The following is a 23,615-nucleotide window of genomic DNA, read 5'->3' on the forward strand; positions in this document are numbered from 1 at the left end:
AAAACAGGATATTATGAAAAATCGAGTTCTTTTTCGAAGTTACGCAACATATGCCGTGCCATCGCGAGGTTTGCGCGTTTGCGATCTAATACAACGTATAAGAATAATTTAGTATTCCGTTCCAAAGGACGAATTAAGTGATAGCCTTTTCCTAAGGTGATTAAAATATCTTCGATATCGTCATTTAATCCCAAACCTTGAGCAACGCGACGTTTTGCATTTAAAACTTCCGTATTACCTGCTGCTGCTAATTCAAGGTCTAAACCTGAACCTTCGGTGGCAAGTGCCAAACCACTTTCAGAATCCACCAAGCAGCTGGCAATAAAACCTTCAATTTCGGTTAAGGCAGAAAGATCTAATTTAGCCATAGTATTTCCTTATTAATGAGGTGGTAAATAATCCAAAAAAAAACGTTTAATAAACGCAGTGGCTACTATAGCAAGAATAGAAAAAATATGTTTGTTTTTTCGTATTATTTTCTACAAAAAAATCATCATAAACGGTAAATTTTTTCTGCAGATAATGAATAGCGTTTATCAAAAAATGCTAAAAATTTGAACGAATTACGCTTAAAATATAAAAAGCCTCTCGCAAAGAGAGGCTTTTGTTTTTATAAACACCGCGTGCGGTTTTTACAAAGTTAAACTCCAGCTCTTAATATAGCCAGTTGCGCCACGACCGTGGTCGCCTACTTGCAATACCCAAGCGCCGTTAATTTGTTCATTTTGAACGGGGATTTCAACGGTTCCTGATAAGTTAGGACGTCTTGCGCCATCGTGGTTGATGTGGTAGACGTGTCCGGCTGGAGAGGTCAATTGAATTGACAATTGAGAACGGTTTCCATGACGAATGTCGAGTGCTAAATTGATTTTACCGTTAGCTGCTCCAGAGCGTCCTTCAACTTCGATAACGCTTGAAGTTAAACGATAATCGCGGATAAATTTAATGCTGTTATTAGCGTAATTACGTGCATTTTCTACTGGAGCAACGTTATCACGGCGATCATCACGACCATTATTGCCTTCGTTGCCCAATACGCTATTTACAGCAGCTTCAGCATCAACGATACCAGAACCCAAAGCGCGATCTAAACGACCATTGAATGGGCTGGTTGTGCTGACTAAAACGTCTTTTAATTCAGCAGGTGTTAAGTTTTTATTCACGCTATTGGCAGCAGAAATTACCAACGCTGCAACCCCTGATACGTGCGGTGTTGCCATTGAGGTTCCTGCCATGAAGCTGTAAGCATCGCTAACAGGTCTTCTTGTGCCAGAGTCAACGGTTGACAAAATATCTTGTCCTGGAGCGGCTAAGTCAACGTCAACGCCGTAGTTAGAGAATGATGCGCGAATACCACGAGAAGTTGTCGCACCAACGCTTAATACGTTATTACAGCTGGTTGGCCATGTGTTGCTTGCGTTTTGGTTTTCGTTACCAGCAGCAACCACAACCAAAGCACCCAAACGAGTTGCGCGATCAATCATAGTTTGCGCGTTATAAGAACATTGACCATCGCTGCCCAAGCTCATGTTGATAACTTTTGCAGGATTACGGTTTTCAGGAATGCCGGCAATACGACCACCAGCTGCCCAATATAAACCATCAGAAATATCAGAATCGTAACCACCGCAACGACCCAATGCCCGTACTGGAACAACTTTAGCGCCATAAGCAACACCAGCAACACCGATACGGTTATTGGTTACCGCAGCGATTGTGCCAGCAACGTGTGAACCGTGCCAAGAGCTGTCGCTTCTTTCTTTGCGTGGATCAGGATAACCACCGCATGCCCAGTTATCAAACCAGTCGCCTTCGTCAAAAGGATCAGCATCGCGACCATCACCATCTAAAGAAATTTGGCTATTGCTAATAAAGTCATAACCTGGTAAAATGTTAGCGTTTAAATCTCGGTGGTGCAGAATACCTGTATCAACAACGGCAACAACAACGTTTTGACCAGTAAAGCCCATATCCCAAACTTTATCGGCTTTAACGCCATAACGATCGAAATAGTGCCATTGTTCGCGGTAGTGTTGATCATTTGGAGCAGCGGTTGGACGAGCAATACGGTCTACTTCTACGAATTCCACATCAGGATTAGAAGCGATAGTATCCATTACCAAATGAGCTTCTTTGGTGGTTTTTAAATCTGGAACAGAGAAAATTCCTGCACCAGCACCGGTCATACGCACGAATTGTGCATTAAAACCAGCAACTTGCATGCCATTTGCCATTACTTTGGTTGTGCTACGATTTTTTAAATCTTTGCTTGATTGGCTGTTATCTTTGTATTTGACGATAAAGCGCACACTTCCTGCAGGTTGCTTACCAATTGCTTTTGCTGAAGCATAGTTGACCATAGTTTCAGCGGAAGCTACTTGACCGACTAAAGCGGCACAAACCACTAAAGCCATTTTGTTCATAATGAATCGTTTCATGATGTTGTATCACCTAAAAATTCTAAAGAAGGTATTGCTGAATAAATTGAAACATTACATCTCATTCATTCTGCAGCTGCCCATCATACCGATGCTTTTTTCAAAGTACAAGTGATTTATCACAAAAATAAATTATTACTTGCTAAATATAATTAATTTTTTAATGAAAAAAACTATGAATCAGGGATATTTTTTAAAATTTAACTAATGGATAAACAGTCAATTAGCTTATTTTTTATCAAAAATAACCGCGTCTGCCGCACAACGCTCAGCCCAAATAAAACGCACAACTGGCGCGGTAAAGCCTTTAAAAAGCACTCGCACACTGATTTATCTATTTCCTTGATAAATCAAAGATAAAAATCATATCTTCGCTTATCATAATTTAACGAATTTCACAAGTTCAAAATAAACCGCATCATGAAATAACTTCATGATGCGGTTTTTATAAATGAATAAAAAGCAATATCTTTGCGCCGTTTTTTCTCAAAAAAAAACTGGCGACAATGCGCCAGCTTTTTAAAACGTGTTTGCAACATTTATTGGATCGCTTTTGCGCCTTCTTTTTCCAAAATGTTTGCTTCACTTTCTCGCCCCACAGCGCGCAAAGCATAAATCAGTTTCTTTAATGCCGGCGCCGTTTTTTCACTCTGCGGTTTATTTTTCAAAAAAGTGCCCAAATAACGCACCGCTTCTTTAAAATTCCGCTGTGAATAATAAGCATCGCCCAACCAATATTGCGCCATCACGGCTTTTTCATCGCGCGCGCCGCCATCTAAATAAGCACGAAATGCTTTCACCGCCGCCTCAACATCGCCCGCACGATACAAATTCAAGGCATCTTCATAACCACGCGCGGCATTGGAATCAACGACTGTTCCCGCGGCAACTTCAGCATCAACACCGCGCGCCGTACGCACCGCAACCACGCCAGAAGGAATGCGTCCCTCTTCAATTTTTTCTTTCAACGCCTTATTTTCATTTTTCAAGTCAACAATTTGATTTTTAAGCGTTTGAATAGTCACCGCATTTTCAGATAATTGCTGATTTTGCATACAGCCGCTCAACAAAGCAGCAAAAATAACCATTTTTTTCATAAACTATCCCTGTTAACAGGCTTCCTAATAAATAATCACCACACGCCGATTACGCGCATAACAACTTTCATTAGAACACCATAAAGCCGGACGTTCTTCGCCGTAACTCAATACCCGCATTTGCGTTTGTGCAACGCCTTGTTGTTCAAAAATGCGTTTTACGGAATAAGCGCGGCGCTCTCCCAAACCAATGTTATATTCGCGGGAACCGCGTTCATCAGTATGCCCTTCCAAAACAACTCGGGTATCAGGGTGATCACGTAAATAACGCGCATGTTCCGTAATTACGGCAATCGAACGCGAATCCAATTGTGCGCTATCGTAAGAAAAATAAATCACGCGATCTTTAGCTTCAGAAGTCGGGCCACCAACCACGTTAACGCCGTAACTCGGATCTTGATAAAAATCGCCGACACTGGCGCGAGCATTATGATTACCATAACCACCTGTTCCATAAGGAGAATCATAACCTGCACTACTATAAGTAGCATCAGTACTTCCGTACGCATTTTCCCCCGTTTCGGTTTGCGCCATGTTATAAGGCTTGGAACAGCCTGATAAACACAAAACAAAAATAACTAAAACGCCAACCAATCCTTTATATTTCATAGAATTCTCTCAACTTATCATCATTAACGAACCAAACTTGGTCCCCACGCTGGATCACGCAAACGTCCGGAAGGATCAGATAACGTTTGTGTCACCCCACCTTTTAGGTTAATCATTTTAATGACCGTCCGACCGCCTTCTGTTGCGGTATACATAATCATTTGACCATTAGGAGAAAAAGTGGCGCCCTCGTCCAAACGCCCATTAGTCAACGCTTGAAAACTACCGCTACCCAATTGATATAAACCAATTTGGTATCCGCCACCGCTTTGGCGCGTTAAAACCATTGATTGCCCGTCCGGAGAAAGCTCGCTACTCGTACTATAATTACCGCCGACCACCGCGCGGTTAACATTGCCGCCGCTGCGATCCATGCGATAAATTTGCGGATTACCAGCGCGGTCAGAAGTAAAGTAAATAAAACGACCATCTGGTGAAAATTCGGGTTCCGTATCAATTGCCGCGTGATTAGTAATCCGTTGTTGCGCGCCACTGGCTAAATCGAGCAAATAAATATCCATATTGCCTTGTTCGTCTGCGCGCGAAATTGCCAACTGCCGACCTTCCGGCGACCACGACGGTGAACTGGCTGTTCCCTCAAATTCTGCCACCACTCTCCGACTACCGCTGGCAACGTCTTGAATGACCAATTGCGCATGATTACGGGCATAAGTCATAAAAGCGATTTGCCGACCATCGCGAGACCACGACGGCGAAACAATCGGCATCGCGCTGGAATAAACCACTTGCCGATTAGCGCCATCAAAATCAGAAATAATCAATGAATACAAACGCCCTTTTGCATTAGCTTGCTCTAAAACATAAGCCACTTTGCTTGAAAAAGCCCCTTGAACGCCCGTTAAGCGCTGCAAAATTAAATCCGCTGCCAAATGCGCCGTGGCGCGCGCGTCAACTGATGAAACTTGTTCATTAAAAATCACTTTTTTATTCGCAACTTGCGTTAAAACGAACTGCGCCGAACTCCCGTTTGCGTCTAAAGTACGCCCCAGCGCAACATAACTCGCACCTAATCCAGAAAATTCCGCATAATCGATTTCAGCAGGAGAATTCGGACGATTGCGAATTTGTTCAGGAGCAACCGGTTGAAATAAACCCGTTTTATGTAAATCGCTGGCAATAATAAATTCCATTTTTACCCCGGGATCGCCTTGAATGGGCAATACTGCAATCGGTTGCGCTGCCCGCATAGCGCCGCTGACATCGACAACGACTTGTGCACACACAGAAATCGCTGATAAACAACACGTCAGCATCAATGCACGAACCGTTTCTTTCATAAATACCTCGCCTTTGCGTTATGTTGATTGCCACATATCACATGTGGCTTTACCGTCAATAAAAGGAATTTTTCCTTTCAAATCAATTTTCACCAAACTAGTGAATCTTCAAAAACCGAAAAATTATAGCAAATCATTAAGGACTAAAATTAATTAAAACTCCATCACGCACCAACTCCGCGGTTAAGTCATCAAAATTCGGCAAAGGCAAAGGAGATGCCGCTTTAGCTGCCGACATCGCCGCGGTATCAAATAAGGGATAACCGCTGCTGCGATTGACTTCAACGTGCACAACTTTGCCGTGTTGATCAATCCTCAAGAGTAATTGCGCGCTCAAATTAGTGGGAATATTGGGCGGCAATTGCCAAAAACGTTTCATTCTTGCTTTAACGGCATCGCCAAACAATTCAACGGCTTCACTTTTTGCCGCGGCAAAAGCCTGTTCATCAAAACTCGCAAGACCGTTTCCCAATCCTTCCGGCGCACCCAACGCTGCTAATTTAGCTTCTAATTCACGCGCTTCTCGTGCCGCTTTTGCTTTTGCTGCTTTTTCTTTCGCTGCCGCCGCTTTTGCTGCTTTCTCTTTCGCTGCTGCCGCTTTCTTTTTCGCTGTCGCCGCTTTTGCCGCTTTTTCTTTTGCTGCCGCTGCTTTTGCTGCTTTCTCTTTCGCTGCTGCCGCTTTCTCCGCCTTCTTTTTCGCTGCCGCTGCTTTTGCTGCTTTCTCTTTCGCTGCTGCCGCTTTCTCCGCCTTCTTTTTCGCTGCCGCTGCTTTTGCTGCTTTCTCTTTCGCTGCTGCCGCTTTCTCCGCCTTCTTTTTCGCTGCCGCTGCTTTTGCTGCTTTCTCTTTTTCTGCCGCCGCTTTTTCTGCCTTTTCTTTTGCTGCTTGTTCCGCTGCTGCTTTTTCTTCTTGCTCTGCCCGTTCTTTCGCTAAACGTTCCGCTTCCAAGCGCGCGCGCCGTTCCTGTTCCGCTTTTTCCTTTGCTAAACGTTCGCGTTCCGCGGCTAATCTTTTTTCTTCCTCTTCCGCACGAATTTTTGCCAAACGCGCCTGCTCAATTGCTTCTTTTTTAGCGGCGATTGCTTCCAAACGTTGTTCTAAAACGTGACTGGAAACCGCCGTGGTTTCGATAGACTGCGCCATTGGTTGCCCTGCGCGCGGCGCAACAAACGTGGCATTTTGGGATTTTGCCCACTGATAATTTAAAAAAATCCCCACGCCTAAAACCGCGTAAAAAATCCCCACGGCAACTATCGAAAAAATATCTTCCCAACGCTTACTCAAGCGCTCAATCATGTTCTACTCCAGCCGATTCCTCTCGCGCTTCAATGGAGAGATTTACTTTTTCCGCGCCGGCTTCTTTTAACAACTGCAAACCAGCCATCACCCGTTCATAATTAACCGCCGCATCGCCGCGCACATAAACATCAATTTGCGGGTGTTCTTGCAAATATTGACGACTTTCAAAAACAACTTCTTCACGATTCAACGCTTGCGTTGGTAACGATGCCACATTGAGAAAAAGCTGCCCCGTTTTATCAACCGTTAACACTAACGGCAAAGTTAAATCCGTTTCATCGCTTTCCGAAACCGCCGGCGCCACATCGCCCGTTTTCGGTAAATCAACTTCCACCGATTGTTGAATCAACGGCGCCGCAATCATAAAAATCACCACCAAAACCAGCATCACGTCAATATACGGAACCACATTCATTTCCGCTTTCATGCGTCTGCCATGACGTCTTTTCATTTCCGCCCCGCCTTATTTTCGGTAAAAAGAAGTCAATTGCCGATGGAGTAAATTCGAAAACTTTTCAATAAAAGCTTCGTATTCCATTTGTAAACGCTCTGATTTAGCAATAAAAAAGTTATAAGACAATACAGACGGAATCGCGGCGCACAATCCAATTGCTGTAGCAATTAACGCTTCGGCAATTCCCGGCGCGACGCTGGCAATACTGGATTGTTGCACGCCGCCTAAAGCGATGAAAGAAGTCATAATGCCGTAAACCGTTCCCAATAAACCGATATACGGCGCCGATGAAGCAAAAGTTGCCAAAACGCTCAAATTTTTTTCGTGTTCATCGCCTATCAACATAATTTCGGCTTCGATGGCACGGCGGCAATTTTGCACAATCACATCTGGGTTGGTGATACCGCTGGCGTGCGAATGAATAAATTCATCAAAACCTTTCATAAAAATGCGCTCGATGCCTTCGCTGCTGCGGTTTTTATAATATTCATACAACATTTGTAAATCGGTTGCGTGATCCCAAAAAGTTTGATTGAACTGCTTGGTTTTATATTCAATCCGCTTGAAATGTACCCAACGATTAACAGAAATTTTGATCGTAATCGTCAACATAATAAATAAAATCAGCATAATTGCTTGTACGATCACGCTCGCATTAAAAATTAAATGCCCAACTGAAAGTTCTGTATGCAAAGAAATTCTCCTTAAAAAACGCTCGATTTTATGCCTAACTATTCCTGCCGTCAGGAACTTCTATGTTCAAATACTGATAAGCCAATTCGGTTGCCACTCTGCCGCGTGGGGTACGTTGAATAAATCCTTGTTGAATGAGATAAGGCTCAACCACATCTTCTAACGTGCCGCGCTCCTCGCCCACGCTCACGGCTAAAGTATCAATTCCTGTTGGACCGCCGCCAAAATATTCCACCAAACACAGCAACATACGTCTATCTAAAGCATCAAAACCCAAATGATCCACCGCCAACAATTCTAAAGCTTCATCAGCCAGCGCTTTGGTAATCATTCCATCGCCGCGCACTTGCGCATAATCGCGCACACGGCGCAATAATCGATTAGCAATTCTCGGCGTACCGCGTGACCGCCGCCCAATTTCTTCGGCGCCCTCTTTATCAATTGCTACCTCAAATAATTTCGCCGACCGCATCACGATTTGCGTCAATTCATCATGATGGTAATACTGCAAATGATGACTAATTCCAAAGCGATCGCGCAAAGGCGCCGTTAATAATCCAGAACGCGTTGTAGCGCCGATCAAAGTAAACGGCGGTAAATCCAATTTAATCGAACGCGCGGCAGGACCTTCGCCGATCATAATATCGATTTGATAATCTTCCATCGCGGGATAAAGCACTTCTTCTACCGCCGGCGACAATCGATGAATTTCATCAATAAATAACACATCGTGCGGCTCCAAATTCGTTAATAACGCGGCTAAATCGCCAGCTTTATCCAAAATAGGGCCGGACGTTTGCCGCAAACCCACGCCTAATTCAAACGCGATAATTGCGGCAAGCGTAGTTTTTCCCAAACCGGGAGGACCAAATAATAAAACGTGATCGAGCGCTTCTTGTCGTTTTAATGCGGCTTCAATAAAAATGCTTAATTGCGCTTTTAACGATTCTTGCCCGACGTAATCGGTTAAACGCTTTGGGCGCACGGCGCGCTCAATAACTTGTTCTTCTGAACGCGCTTTTCCGCTGACTAAACGATCCGATTCAATCATTTTGCCCCCTGTAAACGTAATGCAAACGCCGTTTTAATTAACGCGGCACTATCGGCATCTTCAGCGAGCGTTTTTTGCGCTTTTTTAACCCACAATTCCGCTTCCGCCGGCGCGAGTTCTAAAGCAATCAGCGCTTGAATGGCTTCTTCTGAAGCAGAAAGCGCTATGGGCGCGCGCGACGATTCGCTTTCATCGCATAAAAATAAATCGTTTTTTTCCACGCGATCGTGCAATTCGATTAACAAGCGCTCTGCCGTTTTTTTACCGATGCCCGATAAACGCAAAAAAGGCGCGCTTTCTTGCGCGCGCACCGCGGCAATCAAAGCTTCTGGCGTCAATCCCGACAAAATCACAATGGATAATTTCGGACCAATACCGCTCACGCGAATTAATTCGCGGAATAGTTGGCGTTGCAAAAAAGAAGAAAAACCATAGAGAAATTGACCGTCTTCTCGCTGAACGTGGTGCACAAAAACCGTTAATTCTTCGCCCACTTGCGCAGACGCCATCACCGATTGCGGTACGGTTAATTCATAACCTACACCACAAACGTTAATCAATAATTGATCGTTTTGTTTGTATAAAACGCGCCCCTGAAGCCAACCGATCATGACGCGTTTCCGTTGACCCAATAATCAGTTTGCCGCGGGCGCTGGCATGCCAAAGTTTGCAGATGATGCGCATGTGTAATCGCAACGGCTAACGCATCGGCAGCATCGCTTTGAATGGCGCCCTGACGATTAAGTAAAATTTTAACCATATGTTGCACCTGAATTTTATCGGCGCCGCCTTTGCCTACAACCGCCTGCTTAATGCTTTTTGCCGCATATTCATTTATCGATAATCCCGAAAGCACCGCCGCACAAATGGCAACGCCGCGCGCTTGTCCTAATTTCAAAGCAGAATTGGGGTTTTTGTGCACAAAAATTGCCTCGATTGCAAATTGTTGTGGGTGATATTGTTGCACCAACTCGAAAATACCTTGATGAATCGTCATCAATCTTTGCGGCATTAATTGCGTTGCCAAACGAATGCAGCCCGAATCGACATAATCGATCGCTGTTCCACGCACATCAATAATGCCGTAGCCCGTAATGCGCGATCCCGGATCGATGCCTAAAATGCGACAAATCGCCATTTTAGCCTTCGAATTCCTCTGGGAAATCCGCATTACTTACAACGCTTTGCACGTCGTCTAATTCTTCTAACATTTCTAATAAACGCGCTACTTGTTCGGCGTCTTCCAAAGAAACCGCGGATAAATTTTCCGCGCGCAATGTTACTTCGCTTTCGTCAGCAGTAAATCCCGCTTGAACTAACGCTTCATAAACGTTGGCATATTCTTCTGGTGCGGTTAAAATTTCGGCACTTTTATCATCAAATTCAATATCTTCTGCGCCCGCATTTAATGCGGCTTCCATTAAAGCGTCTTCATCGTCAACGTTTTCAAAGAATAAAACGCCTTGTTCTTTAAATTGGAAAGCAACTGATCCTGAAGTGCCTAAATTACCGCCGCATTTACTAAATGCATGGCGCACTTCGCCCACCGTGCGATTATTATTATCGGTTAAACAATCAACAATAATTGCCACGCCGCTAGGGCCGTATCCTTCAAAACGCACTTCTTCCATTTGCACGCCGTCAAGTTCACCAGCGCCGCGTTTAATTGCGCGTTCCATGGTTTCTTTTGTCATATTTTCTGCTTGCGCTTTGCTAACGGCTAAACGCAGGCGCGGATTCGCGTTAATATCAGAACCGCCGTGGCGCGCGGCAACGGTTAATTCACGAATTAAACGCGTAAAAATTTTGCCGCGTTTGGCATCTTCTTTGGCTTTTTTGTGTTTAATGTTTGCCCATTTACTATGACCCGCCATAATTTTTCTAAACCTTGCTTATCAAAAAAAGGGGCACTATTTTATCAGACTGCGTTATAAAATCCGCTTTTCCCAATGCAAAGCCCGCAGCGCGCTGCCCGCAAAGCTTTGCTAGAAAAACGCGCCGTTATTAATTTGCATGATTTTGGCGTGATGAATAATAAAATAAATCGACATAATTTTTTCTCTTTATAAAAATAAGTTCTGACATAAATTGGAAACAATTCACTGATAGATTGACCGCCAAATTCAACAACCAGTGGAGTAAACCTTCATGCAAAAATACCTTCTCGCCGCAATGATTGTTGCTGCTACCGGCAGTGTAGCTGCTCAAAGTAGCCGCGATCACATCAGTATTGTGGGTTCATCGACGGTATATCCATTTTCGACTTTAGTTGCCGAACATTTTGGAAAAACTTCAAACTTTAAAACCCCGAAAATCGAATCTACCGGCACAGGCGGTGGCTTTAAATTGTTCTGCGCTGGTGTTGGTCCAGAACATGCCGATATTGCCAACGCTTCTCGTCCCATCAAAGACAGCGAAGTTAAAGATTGTAAAGAAAAAGGTGCAGAATTTACCGAATTTAAAATCGGTTACGATGGCATCGTTATGGCAAGTAGTAAAACTGCTGCCCCAATGAGTTTAACCACTGAACAAATTTATTTAGCTTTGGCTAAAAAAGTGCCCAGCAAAGATGGCAAATCTTTAGTTGATAACCCTTATAAAAAATGGTCTGACATCGATAAAAGTTTGCCCGATAGCAAAATCGAAGTTTTAGGACCGCCTCCAACTTCTGGTACCCGCGATGCATTTGCTGAAATGGCATTGGATAACGGTTGCAAAAATTTTGAAGTAATCAAAGCGTTATCAAAAGAAGAAAAAACCGCAGCTTGCCAAGGCGTTCGTGAAGATGGTGCTTACATTGAAGCCGGCGAAAATGACAACTTAATTGTCAATAAATTAACCGCTAACCCTGCTGCCGTCGGTATTTTCGGCTACAGTTTCTTAGAAGAAAATACAGATAAAGTCCAAGCAGTAACAATTGCCCAAGCAGTAACAATTGCCGGTAAACAACCCAATTTTGATAACATCGCTTCTGGCGAATATCCATTATCACGTCCTTTATTTATCTATGTGAAAAACATGCACATTGGCGTGATTCCTGGCATTAAAGAATTCGTGCAAACATTCTTATCTGAAGAAGCAAGTGGTCAAGATGGTTATCTGAAAAACAACGGATTGATTCCACTTTCTGGCGACGAATTAGCAAAAGCTAAAGCTCAAGCTGACAGCTTGTGATGGTTGCCGCATCTATTTGTTTTAGATAATAATTAATAGGGGAGCAAGGATTGCTCCCCTATTAGCGTTTTACGCAAAGCACCTTTTTACACCTATTTTAGTTTTGTTAAGGAATGATTATGTCTCTTACGACATCACAACTATTTCTCCTTTCTTTAATCGTTGGAATAGGATTTTATATTTGGGCATATCGTATCGCTGCTCGTTATCGTCACCAGCGCGTTGACATGCATTCACTGCCGTATTATCACGGCGGTTATGTTTTTTTATGGGTATTTTTACCAGCGCTCGCATTTTTACTATTGTGGACGCCGGTTTCACTTTCCATTTTGAGTCAAAAAATCCAAGTGTTGGTTGCAGAGGAACATTATCCGCCGCAAATGACCGCGCTGGTTTCAAACGCCGTTTTAAACTATACCAACGGCTTAACCACGACTTTACCGGAAAAAATGAAACCCATTGCTAGTGGCTATTTAGCCGTACGCAATAATCTGCTCACCATAAGAAGCATTTTAGTCACGCTGCTTCTTTTTACCACGGGTCTTATTGCCATTTTTCGCATCAAACCGCATTTTCGCGCCCGCAATTACGTTGAAAAATATTTACGTTTTTTGATGATTTTTTGCGCCGGCATTGCTGTTTTAACAACATTTGGCATTTTATTTTCCGTGCTTTTGGAATCACTGCGCTTTTTTAATAAAGTTCCGTGGACAGAATTCTTTTTCAATACGCATTGGTCGCCACAAATTGCCCTGCGCGAAGGTCAAGTCGGTGCATCGGGTTCTTTTGGTTTAATTCCGCTATTACTCGGAACCTTGTTAATTTCTATCATTGCGTTATTGGTTGCCGTTCCCATCGGTTTATTTTCTGCCATTTACCTTTCTGAATACGCCAACAGCAAAGTGCGCACTTGGGCAAAACCCATGCTAGAACTGCTGGCAGGTATCCCCACCGTGGTATACGGATTTTTTGCCGCGTTGACGGTTGCGCCTTTTATTCGGCGTATTGGTGAACAAATGGGTTTAAGCGTTTCTTCTGAAAGCGCTTTGGCTGCGGGCGTGGTGATGGGCATCATGATTATTCCCTTCATTTCCTCGTTATCAGACGACGTCATCAATGCCGTACCGCAAAGTTTGCGCGAAGGTTCTTTGGGTTTAGGCGCCACAAAATCGGAAACCATTAAAAAAGTTATTTTACCGGCAGCGTTACCCGGCATTATTTCGGCAGTTTTATTAGCCGCCTCGCGCGCGATTGGCGAAACCATGATCGTGGTGATGGCAGCAGGACAATCGGCAAATTTAACCTTTAATCCGCTGGAAGCTGTAACCACAGTTACCGTGCAAATCGTTACTTTGTTAACGGGCGATACGGAATTTGATTCGGAAAAAACGCTTTCCGCGTTTGCGCTCGGACTCACTTTATTTGTGATCACTTTTGCCTTGAATCTTTTCGCGTTACACATCGTGAAAAAATATCGTGAACAATACGATTAGGAAGCATCATGTCTGAAGAAAAAAATACCTCTCTTTTAACCGAAACCCATTTCGCCGAACAGCATTTAAAAAAACGTCACCGCTCCGAGCGGCGCTTTCGTTTATTGGGCATTTGTTCGCTGACGATTTCTTTGGTTTTTTTAATCGTTTTTATCATCAGCATTGTGCACGATGCCGCTCCTGCTTTTTCGCAAACCGAAATCCAGCTGACGGTTAATTATGATACTGATGTTATCAATTTAAAAAATATTGATAAAAATGATGAACATGCCGTTGAGCAAGCGCTATTTAAAGTCAATTACAATTTACTGATTGAACGCGCTTTAGCGAAACTTTCCGGTTATCAAGGCGAAAATCCCAATCAATTGCGCCAAAAATTGTTGAGCAGTTCTGCGCAATATCAATTGATGAATCGTCTGCGGGCGAATCCGGATTTGATTGGTAAACAAGAAACGCTTTGGTTAGCGGCAAGCGGCGGCATAGACAGCGCCCATCAAGGATACGTTGACAGCAGCATTGATGAAGCCAATCGCGCCGTTGATGATCAAACCGTGAAATGGGCACAACGTTTACACGAACAAGGTTTACTAAGAACCAGTTTTAATACCACGATTTTCACGCACACCGATTCACGCAGTCCTCAAGATGCGGGCGTACGCGGAGCAATTATTGGTTCGGCTTATACGTTGCTCGTTACTTTGGCTTTGTCGTTTCCCATCGCCGTGCTCGCTGCCATTTATTTGGAAGAATTCGCACCCAAAAACCGTTTTACGGATTTTTTAGAAGCCAATATCAATAATCTTGCGGCAGTGCCTTCCATTATTTTCGGGTTATTAGGATTAGCCGTTTTTATTAACTTTTTTGGTCTGCCGCGGTCAACGCCTTTAGTCGGCGGACTGGTTTTAACCTTAATGACGTTACCAACCATTATTATTTCTTCACGAGCCGCGCTGAAAGCCGTTCCACCTTCTATTCGCGCCGCCGCGTTAGGATTGGGCGCATCGAAAATGCAAGTTACTTTTCACCACGTTTTGCCGCTGGCAATGCCGGGAATGTTAACGGGAACCATCATCGGCATGGCGCAAGCATTGGGAGAAACCGCGCCGCTTTTGATGATTGGCATGGTTGCTTTTATTTCCGATGTGCCCAACGGCATTCTCGATCCGGCTGCCGTAATGCCCGTACAAATTTATTTATGGTCTGATTTACCGGAACGCGCTTTTATTGCTCGCACTTCTTTCGCCATTATTATTTTGTTGTTCTTTTTGATAGCAATGAACGCGTTAGCCGTTATTTTACGTAAGAAATTTGAACGCAAATGGTGAAAACTATGTTCGTTGAAACTCGTCAAACAAATTTTTCAAATCAGGAAACTGTTGTGAATAAAAAACCTCAAGAAATTCAATTTTCTATATTAAAAACAGTGGGGCAGCCTTTTGTCGATACGCCCAAAATTACCGCGCGCGATGTCAACGTTTTTTATGGTGATAAACAGGCAATTTTTGATGTCAATTTAGATATTGGCAGTAATGAAGTTTTAGCCATGATCGGACCTTCAGGCTGCGGAAAATCTACCTTTTTACGCTGTTTAAACCGCATGAATGATACGATTGACGGCTGCCGCGTGGAAGGCACCATTTCTTTAGACGGCTGCAATATGTATGACCCGAAATTAGACGTGGTCAATTTGCGCCGGCGCGTGGGCATGGTTTTTCAACGTCCCAATCCCTTTCCTAAATCCGTTTACGATAATGTGGCGTACGGTCCGCGCATTCACGGATTGACGCATTCTAAAGCAGAATTAGATGAACTCGTTGAAACGGCTTTAAGAAAATCTGGCATTTGGAATGAAGTCAAAGATCGTCTTGATAAATCTGGAACGGGACTTTCTGGTGGACAACAGCAGCGTTTATGCATTGCGCGCGCGATTGCCGTTAAACCGTCAGTAATTTTGATGGACGAACCATGTTCGGCGCTCGATCCCATTGCAACGGGCAAAATCGAAGAATTAATCGATGAATTGCGCGAAAACTATTGCATTGCCATCGTTACGCATTCTATGCAACAAGCCGCGCGCGTTTCGCAACGTACCGCGTATTTTCATTTGGGAAAATTAGTTGAAATTGGCGATACTGATCAAATTTTCCAAAATCCGCAGCACCGCTTAACGGAAGACTATATCACTGGTCGTTTTGGCTAAGCCGCGTTTAAATACGTTATAATGGCGATTCTCGAAAGTCTTGTGCGCACAAGACTTTCTTCTTTTATTCTGAAATATCAACGCCATTTCGGAAAATAAAACCATAAAATGTACCCTCATCTTTTGGCTAATATGGCAAGCATTTCCTTGCCATGATTTGTTTTGCCATTCGTGGCGCTATTTTATTTTTTAAGGAATCATGAATGAATCAAAAAATACCCATGACCAAAGCCGGCGCGGAAGCATTGCAAGCAGAGCTGGAAAAATTAAAATCAAAAGACCGTCCCGCCGTTATTCAAGCGATTGCTGAAGCGCGTGAACATGGTGATTTAAAAGAAAACGCAGAGTATCACGCCGCGCGCGAGCAACAAGGATTTATTGAAGGTCGTATCCAAGAAATCGAATTTAAATTGAGCAACGTCAATATCATTGATGTGACGCGTCTTCCGCAAGATGGCAGAGTAGTTTTTGGCACAACTATCGAATTAGAAGATGCCAACAGCGGTGAAATCATGAAATATAAAATTGTCGGCGAAGATGAGGCCGATATTAAAAAAGGTATGATTTCCAATAGTTCGCCGATTGCGCGCGCTTTGTTTGGCAAAGAAGAAGGCGATATTGTGGACGTTAACGTTCCCGGTGGACAAAAATCTTTGGAAATCATCGCCGTTCACTATATTGAATAATTTTTTAAACTTTTGATAAGCCTGCCGCAAGCAGGCTTTTTTATTTTCCGTAATTTTTAAGAAAAAAACCCTTTTTTATTAAAGTTGGTTTAGAATCTCATCTACTTTCCTAAAAAATAGGGAATTATTTTGAGTTCTATCAAAAAGATGATGATATTGATTTTTTCGATATCGTAAAATCAATCGGATATATTGCTGTTAAACGGATTAACGGCGATAACCGTTCAAAATCAATGCGGTGGTATCGGTTTTATAGGGTTAACCTCCCCCAAAAATTATAAAAATCATATTGTTAAAATAATTTTTTATCAATTTAAAAAACTTTCTATCAGTATTTTGATAAAGGAAAATATTTATGTGGAGCATATTTAATAAGAAAAATTTGACAATGATGTTTTGTCAAATGAGCTATGGATTATCATTTTATGGTGTTGCTATCGTTTTAATGCCGTTTTTCTTGGAAGAATTACACTACAATGAAGCCAGCACAATGATGGTTGTCGGCGCATTTACATCGGTGGGTACTTTATTTGCCATTGCCGGTGGCGTGGTCGGCGATAAAATACTCGGATCATTTCGTGCATTAACCGTTGGTTACGTTTGTTTTACAACCGGTTATCTTTTGCTGTTGTTAAGCGCAGTTAATAACACCGTTTCTTTGAGCTTGTTAGGCATCGCCCTCGTATGTTACGGACGCGGATTGATGTCACCGAACTATCCAACTCTTTTTAAAACAACTTTTAGTAATCCTGAGGATTTTGAAAAAGGCTATCCCATCAACTACTCCATCAACAACGTTGGGTCTTTTTTAGGTGAATATTGCTTTCCGTTTTTAGTGTTATTAATTGGTTATAAAGGAAACTTTTCTTTAGCAGCGGCATTGTGTGGCTTGAGCGTTTTATCGCTGTTTATCATTCGTAAACCCTTACGTTCAACCGCTTTACCCATCGATCGGGAAACGGTTTCCAAGAAAAATTGGCAAAAATTTGGCTGGATCAGCTTAGCCATGATCCTCATTGTCTTTTATATGTTCAATGATTTAGATACAGGGGTTTACCTCGTCTATGCCATCAGCTTTGGAGCAATTGCCTACTTTATTTATTTGATGATGAAGTCTAATCACGCCGTTAAATTGCGTTTGCTTACCGTTTTATTCATGATCTTTTTAACCATCGCTTTCTTCGTGTATTACGGACAAATGAGTACTTCGATGAACATCGTTGCTATTAATACCATGCGCGGTGATTTATTAGGATTTATTCCCATTCGTCCGGAAGGATCGTCTGTGATGAATTCAGCGTGGTGTATTGTCGTCGGACCAATGATCGCCCTTCTTTTTGGTAAATTAGAATCAAAAAAAATCTTCTTATCAACAGCAACTAAAGTCGGTTTAGCATTTGTCGGCACATCAATCGCCTTCGGATTCTTTACATTCTGTATTTACACCATTGGCGATAAATTGGTTCTCCGTCCAGAAGTATTTTTAGTGGTACATTTTTTCCAAGCATTTGGTGAAGTGATTATTGCCAGTTTGGTTGTTGCTTATATTTTGTCAGTAGCACCCAAAAATATTTCAGCATTTGCCGTTAGTTTATTTATGATTTCAATTGCGTTAAGCGGCATTATTGGCGCCGTATTCTCCACCAACGTTGCGCTGGAAAAAGGGGAAGTATTGACTCGAGAATTAGTGATCGCGCGTTATGGTAGTTATTATTTAACCTTAACCATTTGGGCGGTTATTTTCACGGTGATTGCTTTTGCTTCATCAATTCTCACTAAAAAGATTTTGCACGCCGCTGACCGCTGGGAAGCAGAACACCCAGAATTGGCAGATCAAAACACGAAATCTGCAGGAATTGAAGAAAAAACATCAGAACCTGCAAAATCCGACACTCAAGAAAATTAAAACCTCATCTCAAAATATCCTGATTTCATATCAGGATATTTTTTTAAGAATGAAATGGGAAAAAAATTGGAATCAAAACCAACGCAGCAAGCATATAAGCTAAACTCACCGCCCAGCCCGTGCGCAAATAATTTTTTACGGTATAACGCCCCGGCGTATAAACCATTAAATGAGTTTGATAACCAAAAGGAATCATAAAACAAGCACTTGCCGCAAAACATATCCCCACTACAAACGGCAAATAACTCACCTGTAAACTCTCAGCAGTTTGCAAAGCAAGAGGCATACTTAACGCCGCCGCCGCGTTATTCGTAATAATTTCGGTCATCATCACCGTCATCAAAAAAATTACCACAAAAGACAAATAAGCATTATTTTCTGGCAAAATGCGCATCATCGCCTGCCCAATCATCGCTGCCGCCCCGCTATTTTCCAGTCCTATTGACAACACCAAAGCCGAGCCAATCACAAAAATCAAATCAAACGGAAACCGCCAGCGCAAATCCGACAAACGCAAACAATCGCCTGCCAACAATGCCCCCAATAACACAATCAAACCTTTAAACAGCGGCACTAATTCAAATGCCGACAAAATAATCACCAGTAAAAATGCCAGCGTTACAAAAACACTTTTTTTTACCGACAAAATGCGTTGACTGTTTTGATGCGGTTTATCGAGCAGATGAAAGTTTGTTTCATTAGAGCGCAGATGAAAAAAGTTATCGCTGACCGCCAATAATAACGCATCGCCCGTGCGCAGTGGAATGCGGTTCAAATAACCCGTTAAACGTTTATTACCGCGGCGAATACCGACCACGCTGGCACTAAAACGTTCATTAAAATTCACCGCTTCTAAAGTGGTATACAACAATTCAGATTCATTAGAAATGATGACTTCTACCAAATTTGATTTTAATAATTGACTAGCACTATCGCCGCCCAACAACGTAATATTTTGAAAAGGTTGCAATAAATGCACATTTTCCACGGAACCGGTAAAAACGATTTGATCGCCTGCCAAAATTACTTCCCGTCGGCTCACTGGCGAAATTAAACGATCGGCGCGGACGATTTCTAATAAATATAAACCGTCGAGTTCGCCTAATTTACTGCTGCGCACCGTTTTGCCGATTAAATCGGATTCGGCTTCCACGCGCACCGTTAAAAAATAATTATCTGATTCATCAGTACTTTGCGGCGGATTATACGGCAAACTGTTACGCTTAAAATACAAAGCCGCGAGCGATAATCCCGCCACCAACATGCCCACGCCGGTAAAAGTAAACATTCCTAACGGCGGTAATCCTGCTTTCGTCACAAAAGAATTCACCACCAAGTTGGTAGACGTACCAATCAGCGTAGTAATGCCGCCGAAAATAGAAGCATACGACAAAGGAATTAAAAGCCGCGACGGCGCGATTGTAGTTTGCCGCGAAACCACGCCCAAAAAAGAAGCCACAACCGCCGTGTTATTAATAAAAGCCGATAAAATGGAAGTGATAAACGTCAATCGAAAAAAACTGATTTTTTCATTATCCGAAATAATTTTTCTGGAAAGATATTGAATAAAAACAGATTTTTCCACTGCCAATGAACACAATAATAATAAAACCAAAGTGATTAACGCAGAATTAGAAAACGTTGATAAAAATTCGGGAACACTGACGATATTAAAAATCAAAAAAACAGATGCCAAAATGAAAAAAGCCAAAGCCGCTGGCACAATATTCATAATCAACAAGCCCAAAAGTAGCGCGATGCTGATTAAAACAAACCATTTTTCAAAAGAAATCCAAAATTCCATCATGTTCTCCGTCAGAAAAACAAAACCACGGTCAATAAAAGTTGGCTATTTTTATTGCACCGTTTGCATTTAAAGCGCGCTATTTTGACACGATTTTATGAAAAAATAGTGCATTATTTTTCTGCTGGCAAATACATTTTTCGAACAATTTCGCCGTTTTCAATGGAAAAATACTGCGGTTGTGCGCTCAAAAAACGGTGCCAAAACGGCTGTTCGGCAAACCATTGCGGCAATTGCGCACAACGCATTGTGAAAAAACTTCCCGAAAAAGCGCGCCAATTTTTTTGGCTCAACCACAAATCCATAACATGGCGAATTTGCTCTTGAATATGCCCATCAATGGCACATTGTTCGCCCATTTTAAGCGCGATATCGGCTTGCAAATCTTGAGATAAAATTAAAGAAAACAAAGTATTACGCAGAATAGTTTGCAATTTTTCTATTTTTTCTGATGGCAACATGTCCGCCGTTGCCACCACAGTAAATTGTGAGAAAAACCGTTGAATCGGCGCTAATTGCACGGGATATAAATGAAATTGCGCGTCAATTGGCACCGCGGACGGTTGAGCGTTCAAATAAAGCTGCAGCCGATAATCATCGGCGGTTCCGGAAGAAAAAGAAATTTGACCATTAAACCCCTCAATCGTTTGCGGCGACACATCGGGCAGCGTTAATAAAACGCGTTGCGCCGTCAATTGTGCGGAAACCAGCCACGGCGCTTTTTGAAACAAAACACCCTCGCCGTTCTTAAACACAAAATCTAAAACCTGATGATCGCCAGCGCGCCCTTTTCCTGCCACGTGCGGCGTTGTTACGCGCAAAGATTGATCATCTTTTTCCAGCGTGATCACGGTTTCATTGATGCTGAAATCATAATCACCATTTTGCCATTGCATCGCCGGCAACAGTGCAGAAGCCGTTAATTTTTGCGGAAAATGAAGAAGATGACTACGCCACTGCGCCAATAAAACGCCCGCGTCAGGAGTCGTTATGCGACCGCGACCGCAAATTTCGCCCAAAAGATGCAAGGTAATTGTTTGTTCGATGGAATGATCAGCGTTATAAAGGCGCGCAACAAGCCAATTAAATTGAGATTTTAAAAACGGCGCATGAATGAGATCGAGCGTCAACGTCGTATCGATTGATAACGCGGGGATAGTAACATCGATTTGCGCGCGCGATTGCAAAATACCGCGCTGAAAAGCGCGCACGTGCCAACTCATCGCTGCCGTTTGTCCGGAAGAAAACGAGTTAAATTGTTGCGCAATAAAAAAAGAAAGCGCCCCAGCGATACCCACGGCGCCCATCAGGAAAAAGCATAAACCGCGCATAATTTTTAAAAATCGGCGGTGAAATCGTTTAACCATGCAAGCGAATACCTTCTAAACTGCTGCGGATCACATCGCCGGCATAACGCTGCATTGCTTGATGCAATTGTTGATCGTGTTCTTTAGCTAAAATCGTTACCACGCCGCGCATCGCCACCAATAAATGAACAAATGCCCGCAACCGATCGGTATGCTCCGACAATTCTCCGCGGGCAATGGCTTGATCGATAGCGCGATTAATCAACGCTTTCCAAGTGTCGTGATAATGTCTGGACAAAGTATCGATGGGATCTTGCTCTTGTTGCGTAATCACGATGCGAATAAAACGAATTTGTTCATCGTCGCAAGTAAATAAATCTTCAAAAGCATCACCGAGCGCCAACCACGTATTATGACCGCTTAATGCTTGCTGCATTTTATTAATGAATAAGGTCATATAACGCTCGCCCAGCGCGGTAAAAATATCGATCTTATCGTCAAAATGCCAATAAATGGCGCCGCGCGTCACGCCGGCTTTTTCGGCAATTGCGCCCAAAGTGGTTGCCGTAACCCCTTGTTCATCAAACAAAATTAAAGCGCTGTTTAAAATCATTACTTTTGTTTTTTCTGCATCTGCTTTTGTTCGCCGCATCTGTGATTTTCACCCCAGTTCAACCAGCGAAAAATTTTAACATACATTCTAGAATGTATATAATGCCGCAATGGTTTTCCCCCGTTTTAATCAGGGAACTTTATCTTTCAACGCTTTATTGTCAGAGGATTTATGAACGCTAAATTACCGCTTTTTGTGGTACTCCTATCCGCATTATGGCTCAATGGCTGCAATCAATCGAAAGCAGATGCCGAAAAACAAACCAAACGCCCGCCGCAAATGCCGCCGGCAGTGGTTGACGTATTAACAGCGAAAGCACAAACCGTAACCGTCACCGAAAATCTCCCCGCGCGTTTGGAAGCTTCGCGCGAGGCGATTATCGTGCCGCGGGTCAGCGGCATTGTGTTAACGCGTTTATTTGAGGAAGGCGGTTTGGTACGCGCCGGACAAGTGCTTTATCGATTGGATAGCGGTATTTATGATGCTGCTTTAAATACGGCTCAAGCGAATTTACAAAAAGCACAAGCCGCACTCGCCCAAGCAAATGCTACTTATCATATGCAAAAACAAACGGTTGACCGTTTCACGCCGCTGGTTAAAGCCAACGCGATTTCTCGACAAACTTATGATGAAGCGCTCGCCGCTTTGAAAGTACAAGAAAGTAATATTGCCGCCGCAAAAGCCAATATTGCCGCTGCAAAAGCTGCGGTTAAAACGGCAGAAATTCAATTAAGTTACACCGAAATTCATGCGCCCATCGCTGGTCGGATTGGCATTTCACAAGTAACAGAAGGCGCGTATGTTACGGCGTCAATGACGCCGATGGTAAAAATTCAACAACTCGATCCGTTGTATGTCAACATCACGCAATCGGCGAGCAAAATTTTGAAATTAAAGAAAGAAATTGAAAAAGGACAAGTAGAAAGCAATCAAAGCAATGCGTTTAAATTGTCTTTTACTGACGGCACACCTTATCCAACTACGGGACAATTATTATTTGCCGATCAAAGTGTTGAAGAAAGTACCGGTCAAGTGACTTTGCGCGCGCAAGTTGCAAATACGGAAAACGATTTGCTCCCAGGGCTTTATATGCGCGTTGAAGTACCACAAGCAACGTTTCATAAAGCTTATTTGATTCCGCAGCAAGCCGTTATTCGCGGCGCCACGGATATCGTTTTTTTAGTCAATCCTGATAAAACGTTCCGCCCGCAGCCGGTTATCATCAGCGGTCAACAAGATCATTTTTGGATTGTTACGCAAGGATTAAATGACAATGATCAAGTTATCGTTGAAGGCACTTCAAAAATTAATATGGGCGCAAAGGTGATTGAACCGCGTCCGTGGCAAGAACAACAAACGATTACGCCCACACAACAAAAATCAGCGCCGCCCGCAGCTGATGCCAAAAAACCGCTCGCAGATCACGATCTGCCCAGCAAAAAAGGACTTTTTGCCATCGGCGCGCGAGATTTCACCGCCCGCTAATTTATCCGTT

General features: G+C 43.1%; 22 protein-coding genes. 7 read left to right on the top strand and 15 right to left on the bottom strand.

The genetic code is table 11. The features are described 5' to 3' along the window. Positions 1-11: 11 nt before the first annotated feature. The 12 genes from AKG33_RS04945 to AKG33_RS05000 form a co-directional block, all read right to left on the bottom strand. On the bottom strand, positions 12-368 hold the full coding sequence (locus tag AKG33_RS04945) for a roadblock/LC7 domain-containing protein (protein ID WP_012031470.1): 357 nt from the start codon (positions 366-368) through the stop codon (positions 12-14). Between the two features lie 264 nt (positions 369-632). Next, the gene (locus AKG33_RS04950; RefSeq protein ID WP_050708007.1) at positions 633-2,438 is read right to left on the bottom strand and encodes a S8 family serine peptidase; all 1,806 of its coding nucleotides are present in this window, start codon (positions 2,436-2,438) and stop codon (positions 633-635) included. 539 nt (positions 2,439-2,977) lie between these two features. Then, entirely contained in the window at positions 2,978-3,535 is a 558-nt protein-coding gene (locus AKG33_RS04955; RefSeq protein WP_012031474.1) for a tetratricopeptide repeat protein, read from the bottom strand. Positions 3,536-3,559: 24 nt separating this feature from the next. Next, positions 3,560-4,144: a peptidoglycan-associated lipoprotein Pal gene (pal, locus tag AKG33_RS04960; protein WP_012031475.1), complete on the bottom strand. Its 585-nt coding sequence runs from the start codon at positions 4,142-4,144 to the stop codon at positions 3,560-3,562. Positions 4,145-4,167: 23 nt separating this feature from the next. Continuing rightward, positions 4,168-5,442: a Tol-Pal system beta propeller repeat protein TolB gene (gene tolB, locus AKG33_RS04965; protein ID WP_012031476.1), complete on the bottom strand. Its 1,275-nt coding sequence runs from the start codon at positions 5,440-5,442 to the stop codon at positions 4,168-4,170. Between the two features lie 136 nt (positions 5,443-5,578). Next, entirely contained in the window at positions 5,579-6,736 is a 1,158-nt protein-coding gene (locus AKG33_RS04970) for a TonB family protein (RefSeq protein WP_050708008.1), read from the bottom strand. After that, positions 6,729-7,190: an ExbD/TolR family protein gene (locus AKG33_RS04975; protein WP_012031478.1), complete on the bottom strand. Its 462-nt coding sequence runs from the start codon at positions 7,188-7,190 to the stop codon at positions 6,729-6,731. Before AKG33_RS04975 ends, AKG33_RS04970 begins: the two co-directional genes overlap by 8 nt. 12 nt (positions 7,191-7,202) lie before the next feature. Continuing rightward, positions 7,203-7,886: a MotA/TolQ/ExbB proton channel family protein gene (locus AKG33_RS04980; protein WP_012031479.1), complete on the bottom strand. Its 684-nt coding sequence runs from the start codon at positions 7,884-7,886 to the stop codon at positions 7,203-7,205. A 34-nt stretch (positions 7,887-7,920) separates the two neighbouring features. Continuing rightward, positions 7,921-8,937, bottom strand: a complete 1,017-nt coding sequence (ruvB, locus tag AKG33_RS04985; protein ID WP_012031480.1) for a Holliday junction branch migration DNA helicase RuvB — start codon at positions 8,935-8,937, stop codon at positions 7,921-7,923. Continuing rightward, positions 8,934-9,548 (bottom strand): Holliday junction branch migration protein RuvA, encoded by a 615-nt coding sequence (gene ruvA, locus AKG33_RS04990; RefSeq protein ID WP_012031481.1) that lies wholly within the window; start codon positions 9,546-9,548, stop codon positions 8,934-8,936. The genes ruvB and ruvA overlap by 4 nt, the downstream gene beginning before the upstream one ends. Beyond that, the gene (ruvC, locus tag AKG33_RS04995; RefSeq protein ID WP_012031482.1) at positions 9,545-10,075 is read right to left on the bottom strand and encodes a crossover junction endodeoxyribonuclease RuvC; all 531 of its coding nucleotides are present in this window, start codon (positions 10,073-10,075) and stop codon (positions 9,545-9,547) included. Before ruvC ends, ruvA begins: the two co-directional genes overlap by 4 nt. A gap of 1 nt (position 10,076) precedes the next feature. Continuing rightward, positions 10,077-10,811 carry a YebC/PmpR family DNA-binding transcriptional regulator gene (locus AKG33_RS05000; RefSeq protein WP_012031483.1) on the bottom strand — a complete coding sequence of 245 codons (735 nt, stop codon included), beginning with the start codon at positions 10,809-10,811 and terminating at the stop codon, positions 10,077-10,079. A gap of 274 nt (positions 10,812-11,085) precedes the next feature. On the opposite strand from AKG33_RS05000, the gene AKG33_RS05005 reads away from it, so the two are divergent. The 6 genes from AKG33_RS05005 (at position 11,086) to AKG33_RS05035 (ending at position 18,396) form a co-directional block, all read left to right on the top strand. After that, positions 11,086-12,111: a PstS family phosphate ABC transporter substrate-binding protein gene (locus tag AKG33_RS05005; RefSeq protein ID WP_050708009.1), complete on the top strand. Its 1,026-nt coding sequence runs from the start codon at positions 11,086-11,088 to the stop codon at positions 12,109-12,111. Positions 12,112-12,230: 119 nt separating this feature from the next. Then, positions 12,231-13,604 (top strand): phosphate ABC transporter permease subunit PstC, encoded by a 1,374-nt coding sequence (gene pstC, locus AKG33_RS05010; RefSeq protein ID WP_012031485.1) that lies wholly within the window; start codon positions 12,231-12,233, stop codon positions 13,602-13,604. A gap of 8 nt (positions 13,605-13,612) precedes the next feature. Then, positions 13,613-14,929, top strand: a complete 1,317-nt coding sequence (pstA, locus tag AKG33_RS05015; protein ID WP_050708010.1) for a phosphate ABC transporter permease PstA — start codon at positions 13,613-13,615, stop codon at positions 14,927-14,929. Between the two features lie 5 nt (positions 14,930-14,934). Further along, entirely contained in the window at positions 14,935-15,804 is an 870-nt protein-coding gene (gene pstB, locus AKG33_RS05020; RefSeq protein WP_012031487.1) for a phosphate ABC transporter ATP-binding protein PstB, read from the top strand. Positions 15,805-16,007: 203 nt separating this feature from the next. Further along, positions 16,008-16,490: a transcription elongation factor GreA gene (gene greA / locus AKG33_RS05025; RefSeq protein ID WP_012031488.1), complete on the top strand. Its 483-nt coding sequence runs from the start codon at positions 16,008-16,010 to the stop codon at positions 16,488-16,490. Positions 16,491-16,854: 364 nt separating this feature from the next. Next, entirely contained in the window at positions 16,855-18,396 is a 1,542-nt protein-coding gene (locus tag AKG33_RS05035; protein WP_407635240.1) for a peptide MFS transporter, read from the top strand. 43 nt (positions 18,397-18,439) lie between these two features. Here AKG33_RS05035 and AKG33_RS05040 read toward each other — a convergent pair whose 3' ends face one another. The 3 genes from AKG33_RS05040 to AKG33_RS05050 all read right to left on the bottom strand — a co-directional run bounded on the left by AKG33_RS05040 (position 18,440) and on the right by AKG33_RS05050 (position 22,159). Further along, positions 18,440-20,203, bottom strand: coding sequence for an SLC13 family permease (locus AKG33_RS05040; protein WP_228369807.1), 1,764 nt, complete (start codon positions 20,201-20,203; stop codon positions 18,440-18,442). Positions 20,204-20,313: 110 nt separating this feature from the next. Then, positions 20,314-21,531: a hypothetical protein gene (locus tag AKG33_RS05045; RefSeq protein WP_152907712.1), complete on the bottom strand. Its 1,218-nt coding sequence runs from the start codon at positions 21,529-21,531 to the stop codon at positions 20,314-20,316. Between the two features lie 28 nt (positions 21,532-21,559). Then, positions 21,560-22,159, bottom strand: a complete 600-nt coding sequence (locus AKG33_RS05050) for a TetR family transcriptional regulator (protein ID WP_050708012.1) — start codon at positions 22,157-22,159, stop codon at positions 21,560-21,562. 132 nt (positions 22,160-22,291) lie between these two features. Between AKG33_RS05050 and AKG33_RS05055 the strand changes: the two genes are divergently transcribed. After that, positions 22,292-23,605, top strand: coding sequence for an efflux RND transporter periplasmic adaptor subunit (locus AKG33_RS05055; protein WP_012031494.1), 1,314 nt, complete (start codon positions 22,292-22,294; stop codon positions 23,603-23,605). Positions 23,606-23,615: the final 10 nt, after the last annotated feature.

It is taken from the genome of Dichelobacter nodosus (assembly GCF_001263335.1).
GTDB classification, from domain to species: Bacteria; Pseudomonadota; Gammaproteobacteria; order Cardiobacteriales; family Cardiobacteriaceae; genus Dichelobacter; species Dichelobacter nodosus.